The organism is Paraflavitalea speifideaquila (assembly GCF_032395985.1).
GTDB classification, from domain to species: domain Bacteria; phylum Bacteroidota; class Bacteroidia; order Chitinophagales; family Chitinophagaceae; genus Paraflavitalea; species Paraflavitalea speifideaquila.
Genome location: NZ_CP135920.1, coordinates 7,467,148 through 7,492,642, shown reverse-complemented (window position 1 = coordinate 7,492,642; position 25,495 = coordinate 7,467,148). Strand labels below are relative to the sequence as shown.

The following is a 25,495-nucleotide window of genomic DNA, read 5'->3' as shown; positions in this document are numbered from 1 at the left end:
TATTTTCGACGATATCGACAAAGACGGAAAGATCACTTCAGCCGATCGCCAGGTATTGGGCAACCCCAATCCCAAACTCGTATTTGGGGCCAGCATCCGCCTTGGCTGGAAAGGATTTGATGTAGCTATGCTGTTCAATGGTGTAGCAGGTGTAGACCTTTTCAATGGAGTAAAAGCATACCAACAGTACCGCTTCTCCGATGGTAACACTACTACCAAGATCTTCAATGCTTCTTTCTTTGGTTCCAATGGCCTTACCAGTCAGCCGCGCGTTACAGCGCCTGATGGTACCCTTGATCCCAATGGCAACTATACTTCTGTCAATAGCTACTTTGTGGAAAATGGCAGCTACCTCAAATTGAAGAACCTGCAGGTAGGTTACACCTTCACCAATGATATCCTGCGCAAAGTTGGTATTCAAAGCGCCAGGGTATTTGGCATGGCCAATAACCTCTTTGTGATCACTAAGTATTCCGGTGTCGATCCTGAAATTGCCAGCAGCTTCTCTATTCAGTCGCAGGCCGGATTTGTAGGTACTACCGTAGGCGTTACCACCAGGGGCGTAGATGCGGTACCCCAATATCCCCAAAACAGGATCTTCTCTGTAGGCTTTGACATTACTTTTTAATGCTCCCAAAACTTAGCAATCATGTACAAGAAAATATTCACTATACTCATTGTGACCGCTGTAAGCGTAGCGGCATGTAAGAAAGACCCCGACCTGGTGGGCCCCAAAGACCAGTATTCCACCAGTAACTATCCGGCCAGCATAGCCGATCTCGAAAGCGTATTGGCTCCCTGTTATTCCAATCTGCGCGACCAGCACCTTTTGGGTTCAACTACCTCACCAAGATGATGGCCAACGCTACCCATGCCGGCAGCGCTGACTATTCCGATCCCGATTGGCTGGGCTTCATTGACGTAAGCAATATGCAACCAGCTAATGGATTTGTAGCCGGTGTGTGGCAGGCCCTCTATGCCGGTGTAAAAAATTGCAATGTAGCCTTATCAGGAGCCGACTTCTTTGAGAAAAATGGCGCTAAAGAAGCCGATAAGCCCAGGATTGATTATATCCGTGGACAGGCTTATTTCATGCGTGCTTATTATTATTTTCAGTTGGAAAATCTTTACGGAGAAGACTATAAAGTCGGTCCATCAGCAGCAGATACATTGGGCGTTCCATTATTTAAAGGCCTGCCTGCAGGCTTCGAGTCCACCCAGCAACCACGCGCACATATTAATGCCGTATGGGCCCTCATTGAAAGCGACCTGCTGGAAGCTGCCAAACTACTAAAAGGCAAAGTGTGGACAGGCAATGATGTGGGAAGAGTAACAGAATGGGCTGCCAAAGGCCTGTTGGGTAAAGCTTATGTATTCCGGAAAGATTGGGCCAAAGCAAAACCCGTACTCAAAGATGTCATCGATAACAGCGGCAAAACACTCATGCCCTATGCCAAATACAGGGATGCCTTTATTGGCATCAGCGCTAACGAATTCAACGAAGAATCCTTGTTTGAGTTGAATATCGACCAGGATTCCAAAGGCGGTTACGGTGTATACAGTGGCGCCGCCAATGCCACTTCTATCAATGGACTTATATTTCCTCCCTACGCTCTGGGCCTGAATGGTAAGGAGGAATCTTCCCTGCCCCTGGGTTATGGCGGTAATATAGGTATGCACGATAAGAACATCCTGCGCTATGGTTATACCGAGGGTACTTATACCCTGGTGACCAATCCCAATTTCAACAGCAGCAAAGATCCCAGCTATTCCAACCCTGAGAAGGTGATGGACCCGGTATACAAAGCAAAAGCACTGGCTGTACGGACCAATAAAACAGCCGATCCACGGTTGTATGTAAATACCCTCCAACCCTGGCTCGATTCCGTAAGACGCGATGGTACCAACTGGTATCCCGTAGCTAGACCTTCTTACATTATGGGCGATGCCAATCTCAACCAACAACTTGGCTGGAGCTTCCGTAAATATGCACCCATCTTTAATGATATCAATAACGTGGGGCCAGCTGATGGCGCCAATATTTACATCCTGCGCATGGCCGATGTGTACCTCCTGTACGCAGAAGCCTGCGCTAATGCTGCAGAAGCATCCACCGCATTGGAATACATCAATAAAGTAAAAAGACGCGCTTACGGTCTTCCCATCAACACTTCATCCGGGGTGGACTATGCCAGCCTCACTGCCGAAACCATGGCCAAAAAGCAAGCGATCCTGTAATGGGCAACAATCCGCTGTATTATGAGCGCTGGGCCGAATTATTTAATGAAGCACAGTGGTGGTTTGATATTTGCCGCTGGCACCTGGGTGCTTCAGAAGCTACCTTTTATGTAACCGCCAGGGCCCTCAATGGAGCGTCTTTCAAATGGGCCGACAAAGCCTACTCCTGGCCAATCCCCATCACAGAACTCAATTCTAATCCCAAAATGGCCGGCCAACAGAACCCCGGCTACTAAGCAAAGCCAGTATATGAAACACCTTTTCCGGGTATCACTTATAGGATGGATGTTGTTGATAACATCCATCCATCTTGTTGCGCAGGACAACCTGAAAAACCTGCCCGAACTGAGCTTGCCCATCAGTAAAAAAAAATGGTGATAGCGCATTGCATGACGAATATCATTCGCTACAAAGGCCATAAACTGGAAGATAGCTGCGATCCCGAATATTATGCCGCCAAAGGCAATATCACAGCGCCCTTGGGCGGCCTTACCCAGGTAAAGGTGATGACCGATTCACTCCTGAAAGACAAAACCCTGGATGAAACCGTGGAATTTGAAATGCGCACCGCTATGCAAAGCGGCATCGATGGCTTTCAATTCTATTATGTGTTGGGCGCTCCTGACTGGGATGATATTATCAAGGCTTATTTCCGCGTAGCAGATAAGCAACAACTGGATTTTAAACTCACCCTCTGCGTATCACATCCCGGCGGCTCTACCGAAGAGGCCAAGGTAGCCGAGCTGGCCAGGCGCATGAATGGTATTTTCAACGAGGTAGGCCACAACAATCCTCACTGGCTGCGTACCCCGATGGCCGGCTGCTGCTGTACCTATGGTATGGGGAAAGCCTGGCGGATATTCCGGCCGACCGACAGGGCCTGCCCGAAAGTTATTTTGTAGCCCGCGCTTACAGGCGATTGGGTGATGCGGTCAACGAAAGGTTTGCACTGGCCCGTACCATCAATGAACGTATCGACGAACAGAAAGCCAACGAATACCTGGATTATTTTCCGGCTGTATGGATGTGGACAGTTTCATACACCAACGATTACGCCGGCAAGCTCGTGGCAGATGCCTGTCGCAAACGCAACAGGACCTTTATGGGGGCGGCCTTCAATGACTTCTATACTTCTAAATTGCTGAAGCGCGGTACCTGGGATATGTTTCATTATGCCAGCGAGGCAGTCAGTGCAGGGATTGGTAAAGTAGAACGTAAATACATTGCCACCGGTTTGTCGTGGAACTTCCGGAAGATGCTGGAGTTTGGGATAGCAGAGGACGTATCCATTATGAATATCATTACCTGGAATGATTATCCCGAAGGCCATCACCTGGCGCCCGAGATCAACCACAATGATGGCTTCTCCCTCTTATTGAAATATTATAAGAGCGTATGGAAAAAGAACCTTTTCCATACCAAGCCAATGATATTGCCATTGCCTTCTTTAAGAAGTACAGGCATGATATCAATCCGGCGCCTTATAATATACCCGTGGAAAGTTTTCAGCAGGATGCCGTGCAACGCAAAGAAGAGGACTCCATTGAAGTGGTGACCATCTTACAGGATAAGGCCCAATTGATGATCAACGATAAGGCCATACAGGTGCCGGCTGGTTTTACAGTATCCAGGATCGCGCAACAAAAAGGTGCCGTACGCGTATCAATCATCCGCAATGGCATTACCCTCAAAAAGTTTGTTACCCCAGAGCAGATCACCAATAAGCCCATGAGGGCCGACCGCCTTACTTATTCCTGGAGTACAGAAACAGATCACTACCGAAGGGCCATCCTGGGCGAATTGTCCACCACGGCAGCCACAGTAGAATAAGTGTCCAACGCAAAAAACAAAGAAGCATGATGTTATTGAAAAAAATAAGTTGTTATATACTCCTGGTGCTTCTGGTACCCCGGGCATCCGCACAATCCGCCAACCTGGTTCAGGTAAGCATGGGCAAAGTGAAGTTGGACTTTGTACTCGATGCAGATGGCACACCTACCTATGCGGTGCAGTATAACCAGCAACAGGTAATTGCCCCTTCCAGGTTGGGCTTTTCCTTAACAGATGACAGGACTTTTTATAAAGGCTTTAAACTGTTGCATACCAGTCGACGTACTGTTAATGAATCCTGGCAGCCCGTATGGGGGAGGTAAATTCCATTCGCAATCAGTATGAAGAACTCACCGTGGCCCTGCGCCAGCGAAAAACGCCCAACCGCCTGCTCAATATTGTATTTCGCGTATTTGAAGAGGGCGTAGGTTTCCGGTATGAATTTCCACTACAGCCCAACCTGAAATATTTCGTTGTAGCCGATGAATTGACACAGTTCAATTTGACCGGTGACCACAAAACATTCTGGATACCGGGCGACTACGATACCAATGAGTATCTCTATACCACATCGTTACTAAGCGGGATCGACAATACCGGCATCGTGAAAAGTTCTACTGATATTGCCGTGCGTACAGCACCCGATCCCTATGCTGTACAAACGCCCCTGATGATGAAAAGCAAAGAAGGCCTGTATATTAATATACATGAGGCCGCCCTCATCAACTATCCGGCCATGCAGTTACACGTAGACAGGACGCATTATTCTTTGTCCTCCAGCCTGGTGCCCGATGCCACCGGAAATAAAGCCTACCTGCATGCGCCTTGCCCAATCCCCTGGCGCACAATTATTGTATCTGATAGGGCAGCCGATGTACTGGCTTCCAAAATGATCCTCAATTTGAATGAACCTACCTCAATTACCAATACCTCCTGGATAAAACCCATGAAGTTTGTAGGTATATGGTGGGAAATGCAAACCGCAAAAGCCACTTGGAACTATTCCAACTTTCCGGATAGCACCGATGCCAATGGTAAGTTGATCCCCAATGGCACACATGGCGCCAACACCGCCAACGTAAAAAGTATATTGACTTTGCGGCAGCCAATGGCATTGGCGGTGTGTTGGTAGAGGGTTGGAATAAAGGCTGGGAAGACTGGTTTGGCAACTGGAAAGAAAACGTGTTTTCCTTTACGACCCCTTATCCTGATTTTGATGTGCGGGAGATCACCCGTTATGCAGCTTCAAAGGGGTGACGATGATCATGCACAACGAGACTTCCGGATCAGCTACCGAATATGAACGCCAGTTGGACACCGCTTACCGGTTTATGAACCTGATGGGCTATACTTCAGTGAAGACAGGGTATGTGGGCAGGATCATTCCCCGGGGCGAGTACCACGATGGTCAGTGGATGGTGAATCATTATGAACGCGTGGCAAAGAAGGCTGCGGAACACCAGGTAACTATTGATGTGCATGAACCCATGCGGCCTACCGGCCAGCATCGTACCTGGCCCAACTGGATGGCCAGCGAAGCGGGCAGGGGCAACGAATACAACGCATTTAGCAATGGTAGTCCGCCCGAACATGAAACCATCCTGCCCTTTACCAGGCTGATCGGTGGCCCGATGGATTATACACCTGGTATCTTTAAAATGAAAGGGTATACCGGCTATGCGCCTGAGCGCCAGATGCATACCACCCTGGCAAAACAATTGGCCTTGTACGTGACTATTTACAGTCCCCTGCAAATGGCTGCCGATCTGCCCGAGAATTATGCTGCTAAGCCCGATGCCTTTCAGTTTATTAAGGATGTACCGGTTGATTGGGACGATACAAAGATCGTCGAAGCGGAGCCAGGCGATTATATAAGTATAGCACGTAAGGAAAAAGGCGGCCGAAATTGGTATATTGGCACTATTACCGATGAGAATAGTCGAACTTCAGTTCTGCCACTCAGTTTCCTGGATAAAGGGCAACCATATATTGCCGTGATCTATGGAGATGCGCCGGGGGGCAGGCTGGAAGTCGAATCCAGAAGCGTACAGGATCGAGACCTTCCTGGTCGACAGCAGCAGTATATTGAAGTTGAAACTGGCAGCCGGTGGCGGCGCGGCTATACAGTTGAGGCCGGCCAGCCCTACCGATCTGAAACAATTTAAAAGTATTCATCAAAATAATTACCTGACCGCTGAGACGTAGAGTACATTAGGAATTATAATGTGTAAGCTTATTCTCCGCCCGGACGCTTTCGCCGCTTATGGGCGCTTCTACGTCTCCGCGGTTATGATCCGGGTTATCTACCAGACCCAGGGTCCATAACGATAGGAGGGGGCATCGGGCTCATCCAATACATATTTGGGCATTTGCTTTTTTAATGCTTGATATAGGTCCTTGTAAAGTGGACAATTGTATATGCGAATGGCCTTGTACTTTCTGAATATCGGAGAAGTTCCAGGTATCGGGATAGGTGGATATTTTTGTAAGGGCTGTTAATATCTTCAAAGCGGACTTATTCTTATAACTCGCCAGGGATTTACAATAAGCATCCAATTCATCGTTAACAGATCGTACGCCAGTTTTAATGTACTGGTCAAAATATTGTTGCAGTACCGGAAAGAACGACGAGTCGGGGAATACTTCAATGGCCCGGAAGATATGGTCGTTACAATAAGCATTGCCGCTCAGCCCTTTTATTTTTGATCCTATCAACCCTGCATCTGCTTCTTTCTTAAATTTCGCCAGTGCAAATATCAATCGCAGATCGTGACACTCTGTCGAGGGAGCGAGACCTCCCTTCTGATAATGGTATAATATTTTTCCTGTGGTTGGATTTCTTTGATCATTTGCTTAGCAGTTGCCAAATAAATATGGTCATTCAGCACCAGGTCGATCAAAGTATCTTTTGTAACCTGTTTAGCATTAGTTGTGCTTCCGTGATCATAAGGTCACCAATAGTAGGGGAGTCAGCAATGTCGTCAGCATACCACCATACCACTTGTGCCGTATCTGAAAGGTGGCGCTTAAGAATGCTAAAAAGCTGGGGTCTTTCCTGCGCAGTAGGGCCTCGAAGGCAAGAATCCTGATCATGGGGATTGGGTGGTCGGTTGATGCGATCAATTCTTCTCTGGAAAAACTATCAACAAGGTATTGCATGGTGGCGGTATCCCGGTTGCCTAACTCTTGTTTGTGCTTCAGCTTATTTATTTTTGTTGTAAAGCCAGGCGAGGAGCCTGATGATCAGTGCAACTTACCAATAAGATCAGGCAGCAAGAGATAAGGGTACAGAACTTCATGGGATTTTAAAAGAGATGAAAAGAAGGCAGATTTCCATAATTTGCTACCTGTTTGCAGTCTTTCTGGCAGCGGCTTTACCTATTCTGGCGATCAGTATTTTGCTCAGCAAGACACCTGCAAGCGCTAGTATAGCTGCGAATCCAATATCATTAAGAAATGCAGCAGAGTGAAAGCCAAATCGTTCGTAGCAATTGTCGATGCATTTGCCTCCAAAGTAATCATAAAAAACATACGGGTATCCATAGGAATCGATACTGTCAACTGCTGCATTTCTTTTCGAGGTCAGCTCCGTGAGGCAGATAAAAATGAGGACTGTCAGGATGACGGTATGGAGGATGGTGTACAGGACGGTTTTTATCATGTTCCACTAATTAATTGGAAGATATCGTTGCATTGCTTGTGATTAATAAGAGCTGTTTCATTTCCTAATCTAGTCAAGTTGAGCTTCAATTATTTTATTATCAACATCTATGGTGAGCCATTTTTCTTGGTCTGAGCCTGGTATACATTCCTCAATGTTCAGATCCCTCGCATATCGGCTCAAAGATTTGCTGCCAAACTTTAGGATCAATTCATAATCGGTTTGTCCGTCTGTGCCAATAAAAGCGTTGAGCTTGACTTCCCTGTGCTCATTTACATGCTTTTTCGAATAATGGTTGACTGGTTGTGATCCTATGACCCCGTCACACTAAAACCCTTTGGTGTCATCATTTTCCAGGTGCTGCAACGCGTGGGAAATGGCATGTTCAAGAATATCACAAAAGCCCTGGTCGATCATTCAAATCTTTATTTTTGCAGAAACTCTTCAATAGTTCCTTCTTTTACAGTTAACCTATCCGGATCCGGATAATCAGAAAGCCCAAGTAGATCCCATTTTGTCTGCCCTGTTATGATTTTTGACGGCTCTATTTTCGTTCCATAGTTAAAGACCTCCAAAAGCAATACTTCATTCTTTATTCCACGGCCTTCTACAATCTCAAATTTGTCGCTGGGAAATTGCTTGTCTGGATAAAAATCCTGGCCGCCAAAAGAGAAAACCTTATTATTATCCAGTTGAAAAAGATAATGTACACCCTCATCTTCTTGCTCTTCCAGTTCATAATAGCGGTCAGAACTAACCTCAACTACAGTAACAATATTCTTTTGTTTTAAGAACCCGATGCTGTTTCTCTCCTTATTTAGTTTTAAGCGACCTTCAAGGGTTACCCATACTCCAATGCCTATACAGGCTGCTACAGTCCCTAAAAGTAGGAGGATTTCGGCCTGTGTTTTCATGCCTGGAAAAACTATTGCACCTATTACCAAAGCCAGCAAAGTCCAGATAACCAGTACCCGGGTATCCTTTTTGGCCCTCTTTTGAAGTTGCGCTAGTTGTTGATAAAGAATTGCCAATTCTTTATCCTGCAAGGGTCTGTTGAATTTCATTTTATCGGGGTTCTCGAAGTGTCATAATTCGGAGAATAATTACTTATTGATCGTTGCACCTATAATACAATCAACCACATTTTCCGCCCTGCAGTTGTTGAGCCCTGCACCCCAGCAGGCATTAAATTCGAGGACAAACCATCCAATGGAAGCATTGAATGCCAGGTCAACCACCACCACCGGAGGCAGTTGCTCTTTGTTATTATTTACAAAGTCAGATAGAAAGGAGCTGGCATCAATCAGGTCGGCAGCGCCCTCATACAAGGCTATATCTTTCACCATGCCGTTCATAATATACCCTCTTGCTTCCGCCTGGATATTGTCAACAATACCGGAAACAAGTATCTCCTCAGTATCCTCTAATCCTTTTGTTGCTTGCAGGAAGTCGGCATGCGTTTGAAATATATCTGCGAGAAATAGTTTTGGGATAACAGGCTTAATGAAAATGAGGAAATCACTTTCAGACATTTCTCTGATTTGCTTTTGCGTAATATCCCTTTTGGTCCATTCTTTATCAAGCCTTGTTATGAGCGTGTCATCTGGTGAGATGAGTTCCACCTCATAGATTTGAGCCAGTACAAGCGCAAATGTTTGGTTGCCATAGATGGCGATGGGCTGATTGGCCAATGCGTCGTCTTTGATCCAGTATTTCCCAAGTCTTTTTACCTGCCCACCGCTTTTTGTCCAGGTTTCCAAAACCTGTTCAAATTCTATATCTGTTTTTCAGGGATTAGAAGTGTCGTTGCTCCGCGCATAGTATTATAATTTGCTTTTTATTGTCTTCCGTCGGAGGTCGATTATGATTCTTCTACACTCTCTTCATATTTCCAATCGTCGTCTTTACTATCCCGCCATGCCCACCAGCCGTATTGTAAGTGATATATTTCATTAGCCGAGGGATCAAGTTTAGTAATTTGCTCTAAAGTAACCAGCATTGCATCTCCTAAATCGGGGATAAGCTGGTATGGAACTGCCAGTCACCATCATCATTGTGGTAAACATACAATATCGGATCACCTTCAAATGCCTGCTTTGTCGTATAAACCCCTAAGTTCCTCTCTTCATAGAATTTGAAGTCTGTATTCCTGTCGAGCAATGGTTGTTTGAATTTCCAGTCGGGATTGAAGTCTTTATCCCATGGAAAATGGTGCTGCTTATCGGGCCATGCAAGTTGTAGCAAGGGAAAGTCAAAGGTTTGATCATAAAACCAGCCTCCATAACCTACATAGTTTTGATAGTATTCTTTGTCAACCTGCAGGAATTGAATTTGATACCCCTCCAGGAATTCAGCGTAAAGTTTGTTTGTAGTGAGCTTTTCACCTTTCTTAATAAGGTCACAAGCAGTATTAAGCACAGCACTCAATACTTCTGTTTTTAAGCCAAAACATATGATCTCTGGATGTCGAAATCTTTTATAAAGTCCAATGGAATACGAAAAGCCAGGTAAATAGTTGTCGGGCTCAAGTATTGCTAGATGGCACCCATACTTTTCAATATTATCGAGTATGGTTTGTTTAGCTTCCCTGTCGTGATGGTCGTGGGTGCAAGTCATGTTAAAGTGTGTGTAATCTAAGTAAAGTGCTTTTATTTTTGATCAGTTTATTTTTCTCCGAATATAGTACCATGGAATATTGAAGAGCCCCTTTTTTTAAGTCAATATTTATTTTGTCTCCTATGGCGACCTCATTATATTGAGCTGATGAAACCATAATTTCCTCTTTATCGTGGTGGTACCCCCAGGGAGCAACTTTTACATGATAGGTTGTACTGCGCCGGCTTTTGCTTATTCTTTTGTCAAGTACCTCTGTTGGATAAATGGTTGGCTGGGAATCGTCGTAAACGCAATTTGCTGCATAAGTTCCTGCATAACTGTACAGTCCAACATTGAAAATAAGTGAGCAATAAATCCACCATTTATTTCTTGTTGTATTTTCGATCAGTTTATGTGTCAGGAATAATACGGCCAATATAATAATGCAGGCTATACTGCCTGGAATGATCATGCTGTAGAAGCTTTCAAATTCAAAATCGAACAGAACCCTTAGAAAGATGATCCAGGCTGCTACGTCAATAAAGTCTGCAACATCAAATTTGTCTTCACCATTTTTATCTGCGCTGATTTCTACAAGCGTTGCCATACTTGGCTTGTGAAGCCCATTTAACAATAGCCCCACTATGGGAATTGTCAAAAGTATTCCCAATAAAAGCTTATAAGGATTTGGGTATATCAGAAACCAGAGTGAAAGCCCAATTGTGATCCATTCCAACCAGTCAAGTTTATGAAAAGTCAGTTTAGAAATTCTTACTGTATTTGATTTATGCTGTCGCTTCGGGCGAACCAGTTTTTTTCTACGTCTCTTGGGCATTGGTCTGATTATGGTGGACTCACTTCTAAATATACTTTTCTTAACCAGTTTTATGCGCTGTGATGCTCTGTAATTTTTTTATTAGGATGATCAGAATTGCATTATGTCTTAGTTGTAATAAAGGGTTTCTTTTATAGCTCAGTCAGGCTCTTTGTTTCGTCTGTTGGGTAAACACCGTTTTCCAGGAAATAGCAATATTTTCTCAGATCGGTTTCTGTGGGGCCATTCAGGTAATCGATATATTGAATATCATCTTTATTATCCAAATTGGCTAGTAATCGTGGTTTTTGCTCCCACCATTCCTTACACTTTTGGTAGGTCCAGTAATTATTGCCGTTACAGGAATAGCTGTCCAAAACTTCTACTGCTGCTGCGTCGATCACACATAGAAATTCGCTATAAGATAGGGGTTGCTTAAATATGTATTCACAAGCGTTCCAGTCAGACAAAACATTATAAGGAGCTGCAGGGTTACCTGTTCCGCAGGTGTCTGATTCGCCCGTATAAAATGGTCCCGGAAAGTTGAGGGATTCTTTTGACGCCAATGGTCGGTATCAATAAAATAATTATGCTTCGGTTCCGGATCCCTGAACGTCAATATTTCTCCCCTTATAAAAACGCCAAGATCGGGTCGGTAAAAGAAGGCTTTAAAATCCAAACCATATCTTTCGATGAATCGGACTGCTTCTTTTTCAATGGCAAGCAAGTGGTTGACAATGTAGGCATCGGGATCGAATTGGGCAGAGCCGCTTTGTCCAGGCTGCTCAGCACCTGGTTTAGAAAAATGCCTTTTAATGCTTGTATGATTTTCATAAAAAATGCCCCGTATCATTCAGGAAGCGTTTATGCGTGGTTGCCGGAAAGAGATCAATAAAATAGGATATCATCATTCTTTAACTCACGCTTAAACAGGAATAGATTGGGATAAGAGGGCAGCGATGCCACAATGTCGAAAATGGCATAATAAAAGAAAGTCATGCGGCCTGTCAATATCGCCAGAAAGCAGGATACAAAACAGGCAAACATAGACAACAATACCCTTAATCTATGTATCTTTTCGTAGGCTATTACTTTTTCTTCAAAGACTTCTATTTCGTCAATTTTTCTTAATTGCTTCCGTTGGTGTTGGGCAAGAAGAATGGTTAGCAGGACCATGCCAAATAAAATGGGTAATGTCAGCTTTTTGCCTGGGTCAAATCCTGCAAGTATATAGATATTGCTCTTAAGCAGGATATAAGTACCCACGGTTGCAACTATGTTGCTGAGCAGGATTTGGAAAAACAGGATCTTGTACTTCCTGGCATCAATGGTGTATAAGCTCATACTTCGGGGTGTTTAGGTTTAGGGGCTGCTTGTCAACAATATACACCATAAAAACATCCTGTAAAACTTCCGCTCAGGCTCGGAAACGCTGATTGCCCAGGCCTCTGGAGGCCCTCTGCCAGATCCTTCACAGATGTCTGCCGGGTAAGGTTGTCCTGAGACAAGCCAATCCTAGGCAAGTAATAAGGTAATAGTAAGCCAATAGTAAGAGAATTGGCCTCAACTGCAGGCTGGACGCGGAAACCTGTTTTTAGGCGTTTCGAAAGCAGCCACTGGCCTGAGTTTGGGCCAAAAAAAGGCTTGTATAGACATCATTTCGTGGCATATCCTGATATACGAAAAAAAGCCCCGGACCATGTGCCAGGCCTGGTTATTTTTTACCGTTTCCCAAAAGGTGGTGACCACAAATGCATGCTTAATTAGTTGAGATTCAGTAGCACATAGCACCCACACCCTGATCTCACCCAGAGCAGAACCTGGGCATATTATAGTATATCATATATTAATTGCATAAATAATGAATAATTAAACCATAGATATTCCGCATCTATTTAAGGCGGTATATCTGTGAAACATCTGCGGTATATATCTGGAATATCTCTGGGATATTCTACAAACTAACAGCTACTCAGCCAGCCATTAACCCCTTTCACAAAGCCCTTCCAGGAGAGCCAGCCTCCCTTTTCACCAAATTTTAATTTGGAAGTGCAGCGGATAAATCCAATATTTGGTCAACCAATATTTGGTTAACCAATATTTGGTTAACCAATTTGGTTTAATAACGATAAATCGCTTACTATATGGGAAAGCTCCAACCCCTTTTGCTCTTGTTTCTCCTTTTTAACCTCAGTGCATGGGCCCAGAATACCGTCAAGGGAAAGGTCACTAATGCCAAAACAGGCCTGCCCCTAGCTGATGTTTCCATCAGCGTGGTGGGTGGTAAGACCGGTTCAGGTGTTACTACCGATAGTGCCGGTAACTTTTCCCTTAAACTCAACAGCCGCAGCTCCGGTAAACTCATGATCTCCGCCATTGGCTACAAAAACCACCTGGTAGAGCTGGACGGAAAGGATTTCCTGACTGTTCAACTTAGCACCGTGGCGGCTACACTCGATGATGTGGTGGTGATCGGTTATGGTGCGCAAAAGAAATCACATCTTACCGGTTCCATTGCCAAACTGAAAAACGACAACCTGGATGAAATTCCTACCTCCAGTCTCGACAAAGCCCTTATTGGCAAAATGGCCGGCGTTACCGTACAAAACCTTAGTTCCGAAGTGGGTACCACACCCCGGGTACGCGTGCGGGGCCTTAGCTCCATCAGCGCCAATGCCGATCCCCTGGTAGTGGTTGATGGCCACCCCGTGCCGGATGGCCTGGCGATGGTAAATCCCTATGATGTGGAATCGGTGGAGGTATTGAAAGATGCTGCTTCCGCAGCCATCTATGGTTCCCGCGGCGCCAATGGCGTCATCATCATCACCACCAAGAGCGGCAAGACCAATAAACCGAAGTACACCGTGAAATCCTATTACGGCGTAAAGAGTGCGTACAAACTGCACCCCATCATGAGCACATCGGAATACACCGAAAAATGTACGACGAAGCAGCCATGCGGGCAAAGATCCCACCGTTACCGCCGACAAACAAAACCTCATCACCCCACAGGAAAAAGCCCGCTACCTGGTAGAAAGCGTATTGCGCAATGGCGATGGCACCGACTGGCAGGATGAAGGATTGCAGGATGCAGCCATCTACAATATGCAGCTGGGCGTATCCGGCGGCAAAGATGTGCGCTATTATATTTCCGGCAATTACCAGTCCGACAAGGGGATCATGACCCACAATGAATTTAATCGCATGAACTTTAAAACCAAGCTGGATGGAAATCTTGGTACCAAAGTGAAGTTCAGCCTCAACTTAAATCCCTCCTACACCCGCAGTGAACTGCCTGCCGTGAACTATACTGATTATTACCGTTTCTATTCCGGCTTGCCCGTCTATCATACCACCGCCACCGCGGCTTTTGTAAACCAAAATCCGCAATGGGCAGGTATAAGGCCGGGTGATTGGGCACAGGCTGGTCACTTCTCCAACCTGGTATACCAGGGTTATATGCCCGATGGCAGCTATTACAACAGTGCTTTAGATCCTACCGCTACCGGTGGTAAACTGATCCCTTTCTCTTCCAGCAACAATACCCCCAAATCCATTGCCGACAGGCAGAGCCGCTTTAGCGATAACTATCGTGTGTTGGGTGGTTTTGACCTGAGCATTGAATTAATGAAAGGGCTCATCCTGAAATCATCCGCCAGCGCATATTTCAATTATACAGAGACCAACTCTTTTTCCAAACGAAATGCCAAAGCCGATGGCGATGTGAACAGGGGCGTCAACTACTCCCGCAAATTCATTGACCTGCTTTGGGAAAATACGCTGAACTACAATACTTCCTTTGGTGATCATACTCTGTCGGGCGTATTGGGGTATACCGCACAGAAAACAACCATCAATGAAAGCCAGATCACCGGTGTGAACCTGCCCAGCGATAATATCCAAACATTGAACCAGGCTTCATCCATTGAGTTAGCCGGCACTTATACTACTAAAACCCCCATTGGCCTGCTCTCTTACCTGGGCCGCGTGAATTATGATTACCAGGGTAAATACTTGTTGTCTGCCAGTCTCCGTACAGATGGCAGCGGTTATTTTCCACCCCGGCAAAAATATGGTTGGTTCCCTGCCGTGTCTGCAGGCTGGCGCGTCAGCAGCGAACCATTTATGGAAGATGTTAACTGGCTCAGCAACCTGAAACTGCGTACCAGTTATGGCGCTACAGGTAACAATAAAATAGAACCCTTCTCTTACCTGGAGTTGTTGAACATGGCCAACTATCCACTGGGTGGTGGTACCGGTACTCTCAACAATGGCCTCGCAGCCAACAATGATGTATTGCCCAACGTGCTCACCTGGGAACGTACTTTCCAGTACAATGCAGGCATCGACCTCGGTTTCTTCAAAGACCGCCTCACCATGAGCCTGGAATATTATAATGGTACTACCGACAGGTTGCTGTTCAAACAGAATACCATGTCATTCTCTGGTTCCAACCAGTTTTGGAACAATATTGGCAAAGTGCGCAACCAGGGTTTTGAACTGGAATTGACTTCCAACAACCTGCGCAGGAAGAACCTGGAATGGGTAACCATGTTCAATTTCGCCACCAACAAAAACAAATTGTTGGATATGGGAGGCGAACCCTTCCAATACAATTATGGTGAGCGCAATGAGATCTATGCAGCCATCGTTAGTGCTCCTTCCGTACAGTTCTTTGGGTATAAAGCCGATGGCGTTTGGAAGTCTGATCAGGAGATAGCCGATGCGCAGGCAGCAGGTTATAGCAGTTCCCTCTCCAAATACTTTGTGGCAGGCGGATTGAAGTTTGTGGATGTGGATGGCAATAAACGCATCGATGAAAAAGACCGTACCGTACTTGGTCGCCCCTTCCCTGATTTTACCTGGGGTATGACCAACAATATTAAGTACAAGAATTTCGACGTGAGCATTACCATCCAGGGCGTACAGGGATTGGACCTAATTAATGGCGATGCCAACTACAACGAATCAAGGTGGTACAATAAGAACTACAATACGGCCGACAGGTGGGTGAGTGCAGCCAATCCCGGCGATGGTAAAACCCCGTACGGGACCAATGGTTCCGATTGGATGCTGACGGATTACGTGATAGAAGATGGTTCCTACGTGGCCCTGCGCAGCGTGATATTGGGTTACTCCTTACCGGCGGCTATTTCAAAAGAATGAAGCTGAATGGACTGCGCGTATATGCTTCCGGAGAAAACCTGCTGTATATCATGTCGTCTTCTTACCGGGGTATCAATCCCGAAGCACGAACCACTTCCAATCAATATGCATCTCCATTGATCGATGGCTACCAGCGGGGCGCCTTCCCCATTGGAAGGACAGTGACAGTGGGTATTGACATTAATTTCTAACGAATGGCCTATAAACTGCATACAATGAAAACTTGCTCCTATATCATATTCACCTTGTTGCTGGCCGGCCTGATGGCTTCCTGCAACAAGATCATCGACCTCAAGCCGGAGTCGAATGTGGACGTTGAAAATTATTATAAAAACTATGATGAGGTGAAAGTGGCTTTGACCGGCTGCTACAGCGGTCTGCAAAAACCGCTGGAAACAGAATGGATGATGACGGAGCTGCGTTCTGATGTTACCAAACAGGGACAAACAGGTAGTACAGCTGTTGCCAATATAGAACTGAACGACCTGAATACTTACCTTCAAAACTCAGGTCATAGCCAGGTATACAATTACTGGTTCTATACCTATAAGAATATCCGTAGCGCCAACTATGTACTGAGAAGCCTGGGCGTATCCTACAGCAATGGCCAGATCACCCTGGGAGCGGGTACCGCGCAAATGGAAGAAGACCGCCGCAAGCAACTGGCCGGGGAAGCTTTGTTTATCCGCGCTTATCATTATTTCAACCTGGTGCGCTTGTTTGGAGGTGTGTTCTTACTTACCGACCCCAAAACACCCGCCGAACTGAAACAGATTAACCGGTCTTCTGTAGACGATTGTTACAAATTGATTGTCGCCGATCTGGAAGCTGCTAAGAACTACCTGCCCCGTAAAAACTATAACGCCCAGGCGCAGGAAGACCTGGGCCGCGCTACCATTTGGGCCGCAGAATCACTCCTGGCCAAAGTATACCTGACCACCAATCGCAAAACAGATGCATTGGTTTTACTGGAAGATGTGATCGCCGCCAGTGGCCACGATCTGTTGACTGCTTATGCCGATGTATTTTCCATCAACAACGAAATGAATAAGGAGATCGTCTTCGCGGTGCGTTATAAAGCCGGGGGATTGGGACTGGGCAATTATATGGCCAATAGCTTTGCGGCACTCAACAGTGGCAGTGCCATCGTAAATGGCAACGGATCGGGCCTGAATTATCCCACCGCTCAAATGGAGTCCAAATACATTGTACCTGCTACCGGCGGAGCCGACAAACGCCGGGATGTCACCATTGGCAAATACAATGGCAACCCTTATATGAAGAAATTCACTTCCCCGTAATGATCAAGAACGATGCGGAAAATGATTTCCCCGTGATCCGGTTTGCCGATGTATTGCTGATGAAGGCAGAAGCCCTGGGCTTTAGCCAGGCGTCGATTGACATCATCAACCGCATCCGCAGCAGGGCAGGGGCTGTAGTGTATCCTGGCACAGGCAATTTCACCGCAGCTTTTTACCTCTACCCCGATGCGGGAGCAGAAGCTACTACCGATGCCAATTTCCTGGGCCGCTTGCTGGATGAAAGAAGGGTTGAACTGGCTTTTGAGAACCACCGTTTGTTTGATATCTACCGCACTGGTCATTTTGAGAATGTGATGAACACTTATTATACCTATGAATACGATACACACTATAAGAAGTTCAAACCAGCCATACCCCTGGATGAACTGAAGAACAATATCAAGATCCGTACCCTATTGCCCATTCCCCAGCGGGAATTGGATAGCAATAACCAAATTGTGATCACACAAAACCAAGGTTATTAATTATGCCACAAGCTTGCCGAGGGCGCTGGAGCTTTGTTTCTTGCTCGCAGCTGGTACCTCGTGGCTTTCTTTAACCTTATTCCCTTAACGACTGAATGTTTGCGATATGAAAATACAGATCAAACCATTTATTTTTCTGACAGGGCTGTTGCTGGTGATCATCGCCTCCTGTAAGAAGGATAAGTTTACCGAACCTACCGGCAACCTGGAGGCTATCGACTATACCTGGAATGTAGCCCTCAAAGGTTTTCAGCCGGAGAAAACGGTTGGTGGTAAATTAACGACCAACATTAATGTGAAGACACTCTATTATTACATACAACGTACCGGTAAAGCCGATTCCCTTATTCAGCTGGATTTTCCTGCTGGTGAAAAGGAATATGCTTTTTCCATTAAAGCCGATGTATGGCCCAATATTGACCTGGTGGGAGTAAAAGTATTAAGCTGTTGGCGGTACAGGACAACATCACTTCACTGGAAAAGCTGGTGAAGATCACCTATTTCAATCCGGCGGCGCCCGTGCTGAAGGATATACCGGAAACCATAACGCCGTCTTTAACAGGTGCTACGGCCATTACCGGTAAAGCAAGTTCCGAAACCGGCATCAGCAAGATCTATTTTTATGACAATAGCACCGGCAATTTTGCATCGGTAGACAGTATCAGTGCCAATGGCAGCAAGGATGTGACCATTAATTACAATTATACCTATACCCCAGGAGCAGGACAATTGAAAGTAACAGCAGTAGATATATACGGTTTGAAAGCAGAAAAGGTCATTCAGTTTGTGAACATCCCCTTCAAGCCCGTCATCAGTTTTGAGGCAGATACCCTGCGTGCAGCCCTGCCGGATGGAACACCCGCCATCAACGGCACCCTTAAATCTTATGCCGCCTTGTCGACTGTGGAAGCCTGGGTCGTTACAGCGGGTGGGGAAACCCTACAGGGACTGGTGACACCGGTACTGGTGAGCAACACCGCCAATGAATACAATTATACGTTCAGCCTGACAGGTTTTCCTTTTGCCGATGATGTAAAGGAATGCAAGTTGGTGGCGAAAGACGGTACCAATAGCAGCAATGCCGGATCAGTGCCTGTAAAAATTCTGCCCTATTACCGCTGGAATAATATCACCCTCATGTCGCAGGGAACCGCCACCGTCAATTCTCCCAGTTGTTTCTTCCTGGGCGAACCGGCTACGCCTTTTCTGAGCGCCTGTGAAGTAGTAAACGACCCTTCCAACCATGCCAAAGTGGACTTTGCCATCTTTACCAACAGTGCGGGCAACCTGGCATTCAACAACCCAGCCAATATATCAGCTTCCACCATTACTACTTTTAAGTGCAATGGTAATGCCTGGACACCGGCAACACCTACTGCCAGCACCCTGAAGAAAACCCTGTTCCGGGTTTTAGCTGCGAGTGTGGCAGAAACAGGTTTATATAATAAGTATAATAACAATACAATTACCGATCTTGGTGATGCCTTTTTCACAGGCGTATCCGCACCCTCCGCCAGCGCTCCCAATCAAACAACCTATACAACGGCTTCGCTGATCTGGGCTAAGATGACACCGGCTGGCGGCGGCGCCACCAAAAACATTTTGATAAAAGTGCAAAACCTCAACATCGTGGCATCGCCCAACCAGGGCACTTCCACGATCACCGTGGATGTGATGAAGGAGAAATAAAAATAAAGACTATGGAAAAGACAGCGATTATTGAAACGATCAAAGCCATTGAGGTAGACAGTCCGGTGGATAAGATTATCCGCCAGTTGAAACAATTGATCAGCGAAGGACATCTGAAGCCGGGCGACCGCCTGCCGGCAGAAAGAGTGCTGGCCGAAAAATTCGGTGTGGGTCGTACCTACGTACGCGATGCCATTCGTAAGCTGGAATTTTATGGGATGCTCAAGACCTCACCCCAGAGCGGTACCTATGTTTCCGGGTACAATATCAAGATGATCGAAGGCGTACTGAATGATATCATCACTTTCAATAAAGAAGACTTTGCGGCCCTGATCGAAGCCCGCTATTACCTCGAGATCAATGCCGCCAGGCTGGCAGCCCAACGCAGAACGGATGAAGACCTGGCTGTACTGGAAGCGGCGGTGGCCGATTATGACCTGAAAACAAAACATAAAGGAAAATGCCGTACAGGAAGACATGTTCCTGCACCTGAAGATCGCCAATGCAGCCAAGAACTCTGTATTTGAATCCATGCTGCTGATGCTGCTGCCCGATATCATCCGCAATATCATCGAGAAGAAGATCTGTGGCGATAACCGGGGTATACAGGCCATGGCCGAGCACCATGAAATTCTCACCGCTATTGCCGATAAAGATCCCGATGCCGCAGGTATTGCCATGGCTGCGCACCTCAATGATATCCTGCAGATCAGCCGGGAACGGAAGATTGAAATATAAAGACGGCAACCGGCAGTCGTGAATCGGCAATGGGAGGCGAAGTGGTTACACCCTTCGTTTTTAGAAGCCAGGAAAGGGGACACCACTCTCCGAAGAGTGTCACCTCTTTTTGTGAGGCTGCTAGTCAGCAACCCAATAATAAATAATAAAATAATTAATAATCAAACAGAATTACATCATATCGACTGTCTTTCTCCTGTTCATGTTCATTCAAACAGTAAGCGCCACCACCATCTTGGTGAGCAACCCACAGGAGTTGAACACTGCCCTGTCAAAAGCACAGCCGGGCGACAGCATCCTATTGCAATCGGGCGTATGGAAAGATGTTCCCCTCATCATTGAGACGAGTGGAACAAAGGAAAAACCTTTAATCATTGCGGCGCAGGAACCGGGCAAGATGCAGTTCACCGGTAATTCCTTTATTCGCTTTGGCAGTGACTATGTGACAGTGAGCGGCATCCATTTCACCGATGGTTATACTACTGACCGCGCCGTAGTCGAGTTCAGGAACAAGGAACAACAACTGGCCAACCACTGCCGCCTCACCCAATGCGTGATCGAGAACTACAGCCGGCTCGACCGGTTCAATACAGATCATTGGCTCATCCTGTGGGGACAGCACAACCGCATTGACCATTGTGTGATCGGCGATAAGCTGAACAGCGGCACTACCCTCATCGTAGAACTCAACGACGAAAGAAGCCAGAACAACTACCATAGCATCGACAGTAATTATTTTAAGGGGCATTCTCCTTTAGGTTCCAATGGTGGCGAGACCATCCGGGTAGGCGTATCGAGGTATTCACTCACACCCTCCCGCACCATGATCCACCACAACTATTTCGAGCGGTGCAGTGGTGAAGTGGAGATCGTCTCCATTAAAAGCGGCAACAATGAGATCAACAACAACCTGTTTTACGAATGCCAGGGCGGATTGGTTTTGAGGCATGGCTCACAGAACAAGATTACCAACAACATATTTATCGGAAATAACAAGCCTTTCACAGGTGGTGTGCGCGTCATCAATCCCGGTCATACTGTTTCCAATAACCTGTTTATGGACCTGGCAGGGGAAAGGTTTCATTCCGGCTTCAGTGTATTGAATGGCGTACCCAATTCTTCCATCAGCCGCTACCATCAGGTAAAAGATGCCACCATCGATCACAATACTTTCATCAATTGCAGGAGCATCATATTTGGTGCCGGAAAAGATCCGGAAAGAACAGCAGCTCCTCAAAATGTTCGCTTTATCAATAACTATATAATACCTTATGGCAAATCCTTGTATGAAGATGCCAATAAGGATGGGGGTATCCGGTTTGCCGATAACTTTTACATGGGAACTACGCAGGTAAAGCCACCAGCAGGATTTGCAGAAGCGGTGCGACGGAGAGAGGACATGAAATACGGGGATAGCACTTACTTTATTCCTAAACATACAAGCGGAGTAGATCGTTCCTTGCTGAGCTGGATGGATGCCACCACTACTGCTCCCTCCTGGTACAACCTCAATACAAGAACGGTATTCGATAGTGAAGTGATTCCCGTTTCCATCGCTGATTCAAAACGACTACCTTCTTTAATGGCCGGTTTGCCCAATGGTAGTGAAATTGAATTGACACAAGCCGGGCAATATGAAATAGACCAACCCCTCATTGTTAATAAACGGATTACTATAAGGGTACAGGATGGTCTGACTGGCAAACCCGAACTGGTCAATATATCCGGCAAAGCCTTCCTTCCTTTATTATCATTGAGAAAGGTGGTAGTCTGACAATTGAAAATGTGCTGTTCAATAGCGCCTATAAAAGTTATGGCGATGTACAATCAGCCATTAGCACTGCTACCGGCCCCATGAACGGATCCTATTTCCTCAAGGTGAAAGGCTGTTCATTCTTCAACTTCAATGAAAGCAGCTACAGTTGCATTAAAAGCGCCAAAAGCACCTATGCCGATTCGGTGATCATCGAAGATTGTGTATTCAGGAACAATGCCGGCAACGCCATTGATTACAGCGCAGAGAAAGAAGACAAAGGCATCTACAATGTGGAGCGCCTGGTTATCCGTAATACCGTATTTGCCAATACCCTTGGCGGGGCTGTGAATGTGTACCGCGGCGGCAATGATGAAAGCACTACCGGACCGGAAGTGATCATCGACCATTGCACGTTCAGTGGGGTGGAAAACCGTGCCCAGGGTTGCGTTCTTAAATTATGGGGTGTGCAAAGAGCTGCCATTACCAATTCAGTATTTAATAATAGCGGCGCCGGTGGCAGGGTCATCTGGTTTGAAGAAATGAGTTGGGACAAATTGCTGGTAGATTATTGCGATTTTTACCAGAGCGGCCGGTTGAGTTCATTCTATAACAACGTTACAGGGAAACATATTTTTAGTAGCAACCCTCTATTTAATAATCCGTCCCGGTTCGATTTCAGGCTGGTAAAGTCCACCAGCCTCCTTTCGGCCAAGGGAAAACCTTTGGGAGTGAATTAGTATGAAGACCATTGTTTTTTTGTGTGCAGGTTTAGTGATCGGCATGGCAGCGAAAGCACAGCAACATCCTTCCATCATGCTTACCCAAGCCAATGTAGAAGCCGTTCGTCAGGGAGTCACCGCCTATCCCTTGTTGCAGCAATCTTTTAAGTCCTTAAAGAAAGATGCAGATAAGGCCATCAATACACCCATAGAAGTACCCGTACCCAAAGATGCCGGTGGCGGCGCTACCCATGAACGCCACAAACGCAATTACCAGGATATGCTGGCCTGCGGCCTGTTGTACCAGCTCACCAAAGAAGAGCGGTACGCCAAATTTGTGAAGGACATGCTGCTCCAATATGCAGCGGTATACAATACCTGGCCCCGGCATCCTAAGAAGAAACAAACCCCGGGGGTAAGATGTTCTGGCAAAACCTCAATGATTGTGTGTGGCAGGTGTACACCATCCAGGCCTATGACTGTGTGTATGATTACCTCGGTGCAGCCAACAGGAAAACAATTGAGACGGAGCTCTTTGAGCCGGTCGTAAAAGAACTGAGTGAAATAAACGGAGAGATATTCAATAAGATACATAACCATGGCACCTGGTCAGTAGCTGCCGTAGGTATGACAGGTTATGTATGTGGCCGTAAAGACTGGGTAGAAAAAGCATTGAAAGGCTCTGCGCTGGATGGAAAGGCGGGTTTCCTGGCGCAGCTGGATCAACTCTTTTCACCCGATGGCTATTATACCGAAGGCCCCTATTACCAGCGGTACGCTATTTTGCCCTTCCTGCTTTTTGCCAGGACCATTCAGCAATACCAGCCGGCATTGAAGATCTATGAATACAGGAATGCCTTGCTGAAGAAAGCTGTAAATACCGCTTTGCAATGCACCTATACCAATAAAGTGTTTTTCCCTTTGAATGACGCAATGAAAGATAAGACCTATGAGTCCGAGGAGATAGTATATGCCGTGGACATTGCCTACAGCGATATGCAGGCAGGCAATGACCTGCTGGATATTGCACAGCAGCAAGAGAAAGTGATCGTAGGGGATGCTGGATTAAAGGTAGCCAAAGCAATAGCAGCAGGCAATGCAGACCCCTTTCTTTATAAACCCATGTGGATACGCGATGGTGCTGATGAAAAGCAGGGCGGTATCGGTATCCTGCGCAGTGGCGATAATGACGAACAGTCCTGCGTGGTATTCAAAGCTGCTTCACAGGGCATGGGCCATGGACATTTCGACCGGTTGAATGTGTTGTTCTACGACAACAATACAGAAGTGTTTCCTGACTATGGCGCTGTACGCTTCCTGAATGTAGAGACCAAGAATGGTGGCAACTATACCAAAGAAAATGATACCTGGGGCAAGCAAACCCTGGCGCACAATACCTTAGTAGTAGACAGGCAAAGCCAATACCAGGCCAATGAAAAGAAAGGAGAAGAACATGCACCGGAACTCGTCCACTTCAGCACAGGCAGCAATTACCAGGTGGTAAGCGCACAGGAAAATAATGCTTATCCGGGTGTGCAGATGCGGCGTACAGTGATTCTCTTTAAACCCGATGGCGCACCCGCTTCCCTTTTGATCGATGTATTCAACGCACAGAGCGCCCAAAAGCATCAATACGATCTGCCTTTCTGGTACCAGGGGCATATTACCAACGCTCCCTTTGAGATAGCCGCCAATACCCAAGCCCTTCAAGCCATGGGCGATAAATATGGTTACCAACATGCTTGGCTCAATGCCACAGGTAGGGTAAAAGAAGGCAATGGTGTGATCACCCTGTTGAATAACAAAAAGTTTTATACCACTACTTTTATAGCCGACACGTCACTGCGGGTACAGTTCATTACCAGCGGTGCTGGTGATCCCGAGTTCAATTTGAGGAATGAGAAAGCCTTTGTGCTTTCACAGCCTGCAGCGGCTAACCAGACTTTTATCAGTGTTACCGAACCCCATGGAAAAAACAATCCGATAGCGGAAGTAACTACAGGCGCTACACCACAGGTGAAAGGTCTGAAGTTGCTGAAAGATGAACCCGGCAGCACACAGTTGGAAATAATATACAAAAAGAAAACTTATACAATCACCTTACAGTATAACGATAAAGCATCCTTTATCACTATTAATTAACAGACTATGGCACAAAGCAGCGAGTTTCAGTTTGAACAGGAAGTACAATGGGAAGACCTGGGCAATGGCATTCAACGGCAGGTATTTGGTTATGATGATAAGATCATGCTGGTAAAGGCGAAGTTTGAGAAAGGCGCTATTGGTACCCTGCATGAGCACCACCATTCACAGGTCACCTATGTAGACAGTGGTGCATTTGAAATGACCATCGGTGCAGAGAAGAAGATCATTCGCAAGGGCGATGGTTATTATGTACCGCCGCATGTATTGCATGGCTGTGTATGCCTGGAGCCGGGTATGCTCATCGACGCTTTCAGCCCATTGCGGGAAGATTTTCTGGGCTAAGAGGGTAAGAGGGGAA

At 46.3% G+C, this 25,495-nt stretch carries 33 protein-coding genes and 2 pseudogenes; 25 read left to right on the top strand and 10 right to left on the bottom strand.

Annotated elements, in window-relative coordinates; genetic code table 11:
- Window positions 1-55: 55 nt before the first annotated feature.
- From RS881_RS51320 to RS881_RS62450, 11 genes and pseudogenes are all read left to right on the top strand, one after another.
- Entirely contained in the window at window positions 56-628 is a 573-nt protein-coding gene (locus RS881_RS51320; RefSeq protein ID WP_315817893.1) for a hypothetical protein, read from the top strand.
- Window positions 629-649: 21 nt separating this feature from the next.
- On the top strand, window positions 650-856 hold the full coding sequence (locus RS881_RS51315) for a hypothetical protein (RefSeq protein WP_315817892.1): 207 nt from the start codon (window positions 650-652) through the stop codon (window positions 854-856).
- Window positions 853-2,238 (top strand): RagB/SusD family nutrient uptake outer membrane protein, encoded by a 1,386-nt coding sequence (locus RS881_RS51310; protein WP_315817891.1) that lies wholly within the window; start codon window positions 853-855, stop codon window positions 2,236-2,238. Before RS881_RS51315 ends, RS881_RS51310 begins: the two co-directional genes overlap by 4 nt.
- Window positions 2,238-2,474, top strand: coding sequence for a RagB/SusD family nutrient uptake outer membrane protein (locus RS881_RS51305; protein WP_315817890.1), 237 nt, complete (start codon window positions 2,238-2,240; stop codon window positions 2,472-2,474). Before RS881_RS51310 ends, RS881_RS51305 begins: the two co-directional genes overlap by 1 nt.
- A 13-nt stretch (window positions 2,475-2,487) precedes the next feature.
- Window positions 2,488-2,616 carry a hypothetical protein gene (locus RS881_RS51300; protein WP_315817889.1) on the top strand — a complete coding sequence of 43 codons (129 nt, stop codon included), beginning with the start codon at window positions 2,488-2,490 and terminating at the stop codon, window positions 2,614-2,616.
- Window positions 2,610-3,140: a glycoside hydrolase family 71/99 protein gene (locus RS881_RS51295; protein WP_315817888.1), complete on the top strand. Its 531-nt coding sequence runs from the start codon at window positions 2,610-2,612 to the stop codon at window positions 3,138-3,140. The genes RS881_RS51300 and RS881_RS51295 overlap by 7 nt, the downstream gene beginning before the upstream one ends.
- A 17-nt stretch (window positions 3,141-3,157) precedes the next feature.
- Window positions 3,158-3,793: a glycoside hydrolase family 71/99 protein gene (locus RS881_RS51290; RefSeq protein ID WP_315817887.1), complete on the top strand. Its 636-nt coding sequence runs from the start codon at window positions 3,158-3,160 to the stop codon at window positions 3,791-3,793.
- A complete protein-coding gene (locus tag RS881_RS51285; RefSeq protein WP_315817886.1) occupies window positions 3,757-4,068 on the top strand; it encodes a hypothetical protein in 312 nt (103 codons plus the stop codon). The genes RS881_RS51290 and RS881_RS51285 overlap by 37 nt, the downstream gene beginning before the upstream one ends.
- Window positions 4,069-4,094: 26 nt before the next feature.
- Window positions 4,095-5,200, top strand: a pseudogene (locus tag RS881_RS51275) (glycoside hydrolase family 97 N-terminal domain-containing protein).
- Window positions 5,191-5,549 (top strand): annotated as a pseudogene (locus tag RS881_RS62455) (glycoside hydrolase family 97 catalytic domain-containing protein); the annotation flags it as partial. The pseudogenes RS881_RS51275 and RS881_RS62455, both read left to right, overlap by 10 nt.
- Window positions 5,550-5,555: 6 nt before the next feature.
- The gene (locus RS881_RS62450; protein WP_484557648.1) at window positions 5,556-6,233 is read left to right on the top strand and encodes a glycoside hydrolase family 97 C-terminal domain-containing protein; all 678 of its coding nucleotides are present in this window, start codon (window positions 5,556-5,558) and stop codon (window positions 6,231-6,233) included.
- Window positions 6,234-6,414: 181 nt separating this feature from the next.
- Here RS881_RS62450 and RS881_RS51260 read toward each other — a convergent pair whose 3' ends face one another.
- The 10 genes from RS881_RS51260 to RS881_RS51215 all read right to left on the bottom strand — a co-directional run bounded on the left by RS881_RS51260 (window position 6,415) and on the right by RS881_RS51215 (window position 12,482).
- The gene (locus RS881_RS51260) at window positions 6,415-6,828 is read right to left on the bottom strand and encodes a hypothetical protein (protein ID WP_315817881.1); all 414 of its coding nucleotides are present in this window, start codon (window positions 6,826-6,828) and stop codon (window positions 6,415-6,417) included.
- A 183-nt stretch (window positions 6,829-7,011) separates the two neighbouring features.
- Window positions 7,012-7,227, bottom strand: a complete 216-nt coding sequence (locus tag RS881_RS51255) for a hypothetical protein (RefSeq protein WP_315817880.1) — start codon at window positions 7,225-7,227, stop codon at window positions 7,012-7,014.
- A 184-nt stretch (window positions 7,228-7,411) separates the two neighbouring features.
- The gene (locus tag RS881_RS51250) at window positions 7,412-7,729 is read right to left on the bottom strand and encodes a hypothetical protein (protein ID WP_315817879.1); all 318 of its coding nucleotides are present in this window, start codon (window positions 7,727-7,729) and stop codon (window positions 7,412-7,414) included.
- A gap of 425 nt (window positions 7,730-8,154) precedes the next feature.
- Window positions 8,155-8,793, bottom strand: a complete 639-nt coding sequence (locus tag RS881_RS51245; RefSeq protein WP_315817878.1) for a hypothetical protein — start codon at window positions 8,791-8,793, stop codon at window positions 8,155-8,157.
- 39 nt (window positions 8,794-8,832) lie between these two features.
- Complete coding sequence (locus RS881_RS51240; RefSeq protein ID WP_315817877.1) at window positions 8,833-9,489, bottom strand: ATP-grasp domain-containing protein; 657 nt, start codon at window positions 9,487-9,489, stop codon at window positions 8,833-8,835.
- A gap of 247 nt (window positions 9,490-9,736) precedes the next feature.
- Window positions 9,737-10,345 carry a DUF4262 domain-containing protein gene (locus RS881_RS51235; RefSeq protein ID WP_315817876.1) on the bottom strand — a complete coding sequence of 203 codons (609 nt, stop codon included), beginning with the start codon at window positions 10,343-10,345 and terminating at the stop codon, window positions 9,737-9,739.
- Window position 10,346: 1 nt separating this feature from the next.
- Window positions 10,347-11,060, bottom strand: coding sequence for a hypothetical protein (locus RS881_RS51230; RefSeq protein WP_315817875.1), 714 nt, complete (start codon window positions 11,058-11,060; stop codon window positions 10,347-10,349).
- Between the two features lie 230 nt (window positions 11,061-11,290).
- Window positions 11,291-11,542, bottom strand: a complete 252-nt coding sequence (locus tag RS881_RS51225) for a hypothetical protein (RefSeq protein WP_315817874.1) — start codon at window positions 11,540-11,542, stop codon at window positions 11,291-11,293.
- 226 nt (window positions 11,543-11,768) lie between these two features.
- Window positions 11,769-11,972: a hypothetical protein gene (locus RS881_RS51220; RefSeq protein WP_315817873.1), complete on the bottom strand. Its 204-nt coding sequence runs from the start codon at window positions 11,970-11,972 to the stop codon at window positions 11,769-11,771.
- Window positions 11,973-12,026: 54 nt separating this feature from the next.
- Entirely contained in the window at window positions 12,027-12,482 is a 456-nt protein-coding gene (locus RS881_RS51215; RefSeq protein ID WP_315817872.1) for a hypothetical protein, read from the bottom strand.
- 800 nt (window positions 12,483-13,282) lie between these two features.
- On the opposite strand from RS881_RS51215, the gene RS881_RS51210 reads away from it, so the two are divergent.
- The 14 genes from RS881_RS51210 (at window position 13,283) to RS881_RS51145 (ending at window position 25,479) form a co-directional block, all read left to right on the top strand.
- Entirely contained in the window at window positions 13,283-14,215 is a 933-nt protein-coding gene (locus tag RS881_RS51210; protein WP_315817871.1) for a TonB-dependent receptor plug domain-containing protein, read from the top strand.
- Complete coding sequence (locus tag RS881_RS51205) at window positions 14,181-16,304, top strand: SusC/RagA family TonB-linked outer membrane protein (RefSeq protein WP_315817870.1); 2,124 nt, start codon at window positions 14,181-14,183, stop codon at window positions 16,302-16,304. Before RS881_RS51210 ends, RS881_RS51205 begins: the two co-directional genes overlap by 35 nt.
- Window positions 16,301-16,495 carry a hypothetical protein gene (locus RS881_RS51200; protein WP_315817869.1) on the top strand — a complete coding sequence of 65 codons (195 nt, stop codon included), beginning with the start codon at window positions 16,301-16,303 and terminating at the stop codon, window positions 16,493-16,495. Before RS881_RS51205 ends, RS881_RS51200 begins: the two co-directional genes overlap by 4 nt.
- A 24-nt stretch (window positions 16,496-16,519) precedes the next feature.
- Window positions 16,520-17,605 carry a RagB/SusD family nutrient uptake outer membrane protein gene (locus RS881_RS51195; protein ID WP_315817868.1) on the top strand — a complete coding sequence of 362 codons (1,086 nt, stop codon included), beginning with the start codon at window positions 16,520-16,522 and terminating at the stop codon, window positions 17,603-17,605.
- On the top strand, window positions 17,605-18,090 hold the full coding sequence (locus RS881_RS51190) for a RagB/SusD family nutrient uptake outer membrane protein (RefSeq protein WP_315817867.1): 486 nt from the start codon (window positions 17,605-17,607) through the stop codon (window positions 18,088-18,090). Before RS881_RS51195 ends, RS881_RS51190 begins: the two co-directional genes overlap by 1 nt.
- Before the next feature lie 106 nt (window positions 18,091-18,196).
- On the top strand, window positions 18,197-18,580 hold the full coding sequence (locus tag RS881_RS51185) for a hypothetical protein (RefSeq protein WP_315817866.1): 384 nt from the start codon (window positions 18,197-18,199) through the stop codon (window positions 18,578-18,580).
- Window positions 18,538-19,779 (top strand): hypothetical protein, encoded by a 1,242-nt coding sequence (locus RS881_RS51180; protein WP_315817865.1) that lies wholly within the window; start codon window positions 18,538-18,540, stop codon window positions 19,777-19,779. The genes RS881_RS51185 and RS881_RS51180 overlap by 43 nt, the downstream gene beginning before the upstream one ends.
- Before the next feature lie 11 nt (window positions 19,780-19,790).
- Window positions 19,791-20,306 (top strand): FadR/GntR family transcriptional regulator, encoded by a 516-nt coding sequence (locus RS881_RS51175; protein ID WP_315817864.1) that lies wholly within the window; start codon window positions 19,791-19,793, stop codon window positions 20,304-20,306.
- Window positions 20,257-20,517, top strand: a complete 261-nt coding sequence (locus tag RS881_RS51170; RefSeq protein WP_315817863.1) for a FadR/GntR family transcriptional regulator — start codon at window positions 20,257-20,259, stop codon at window positions 20,515-20,517. Before RS881_RS51175 ends, RS881_RS51170 begins: the two co-directional genes overlap by 50 nt.
- Window positions 20,518-20,719: 202 nt before the next feature.
- A complete protein-coding gene (locus RS881_RS51165) occupies window positions 20,720-22,291 on the top strand; it encodes a polysaccharide lyase 6 family protein (protein WP_315817862.1) in 1,572 nt (523 codons plus the stop codon).
- A gap of 11 nt (window positions 22,292-22,302) precedes the next feature.
- Window positions 22,303-23,010, top strand: coding sequence for a hypothetical protein (locus RS881_RS51160; RefSeq protein WP_315817861.1), 708 nt, complete (start codon window positions 22,303-22,305; stop codon window positions 23,008-23,010).
- Between the two features lies 1 nt (window position 23,011).
- Window positions 23,012-23,542: a hypothetical protein gene (locus tag RS881_RS51155; RefSeq protein ID WP_315817860.1), complete on the top strand. Its 531-nt coding sequence runs from the start codon at window positions 23,012-23,014 to the stop codon at window positions 23,540-23,542.
- The gene (locus RS881_RS51150) at window positions 23,440-25,134 is read left to right on the top strand and encodes an alginate lyase family protein (RefSeq protein ID WP_315817859.1); all 1,695 of its coding nucleotides are present in this window, start codon (window positions 23,440-23,442) and stop codon (window positions 25,132-25,134) included. The genes RS881_RS51155 and RS881_RS51150 overlap by 103 nt, the downstream gene beginning before the upstream one ends.
- Before the next feature lie 6 nt (window positions 25,135-25,140).
- Complete coding sequence (locus RS881_RS51145; RefSeq protein ID WP_315817858.1) at window positions 25,141-25,479, top strand: cupin domain-containing protein; 339 nt, start codon at window positions 25,141-25,143, stop codon at window positions 25,477-25,479.
- Window positions 25,480-25,495: the final 16 nt, after the last annotated feature.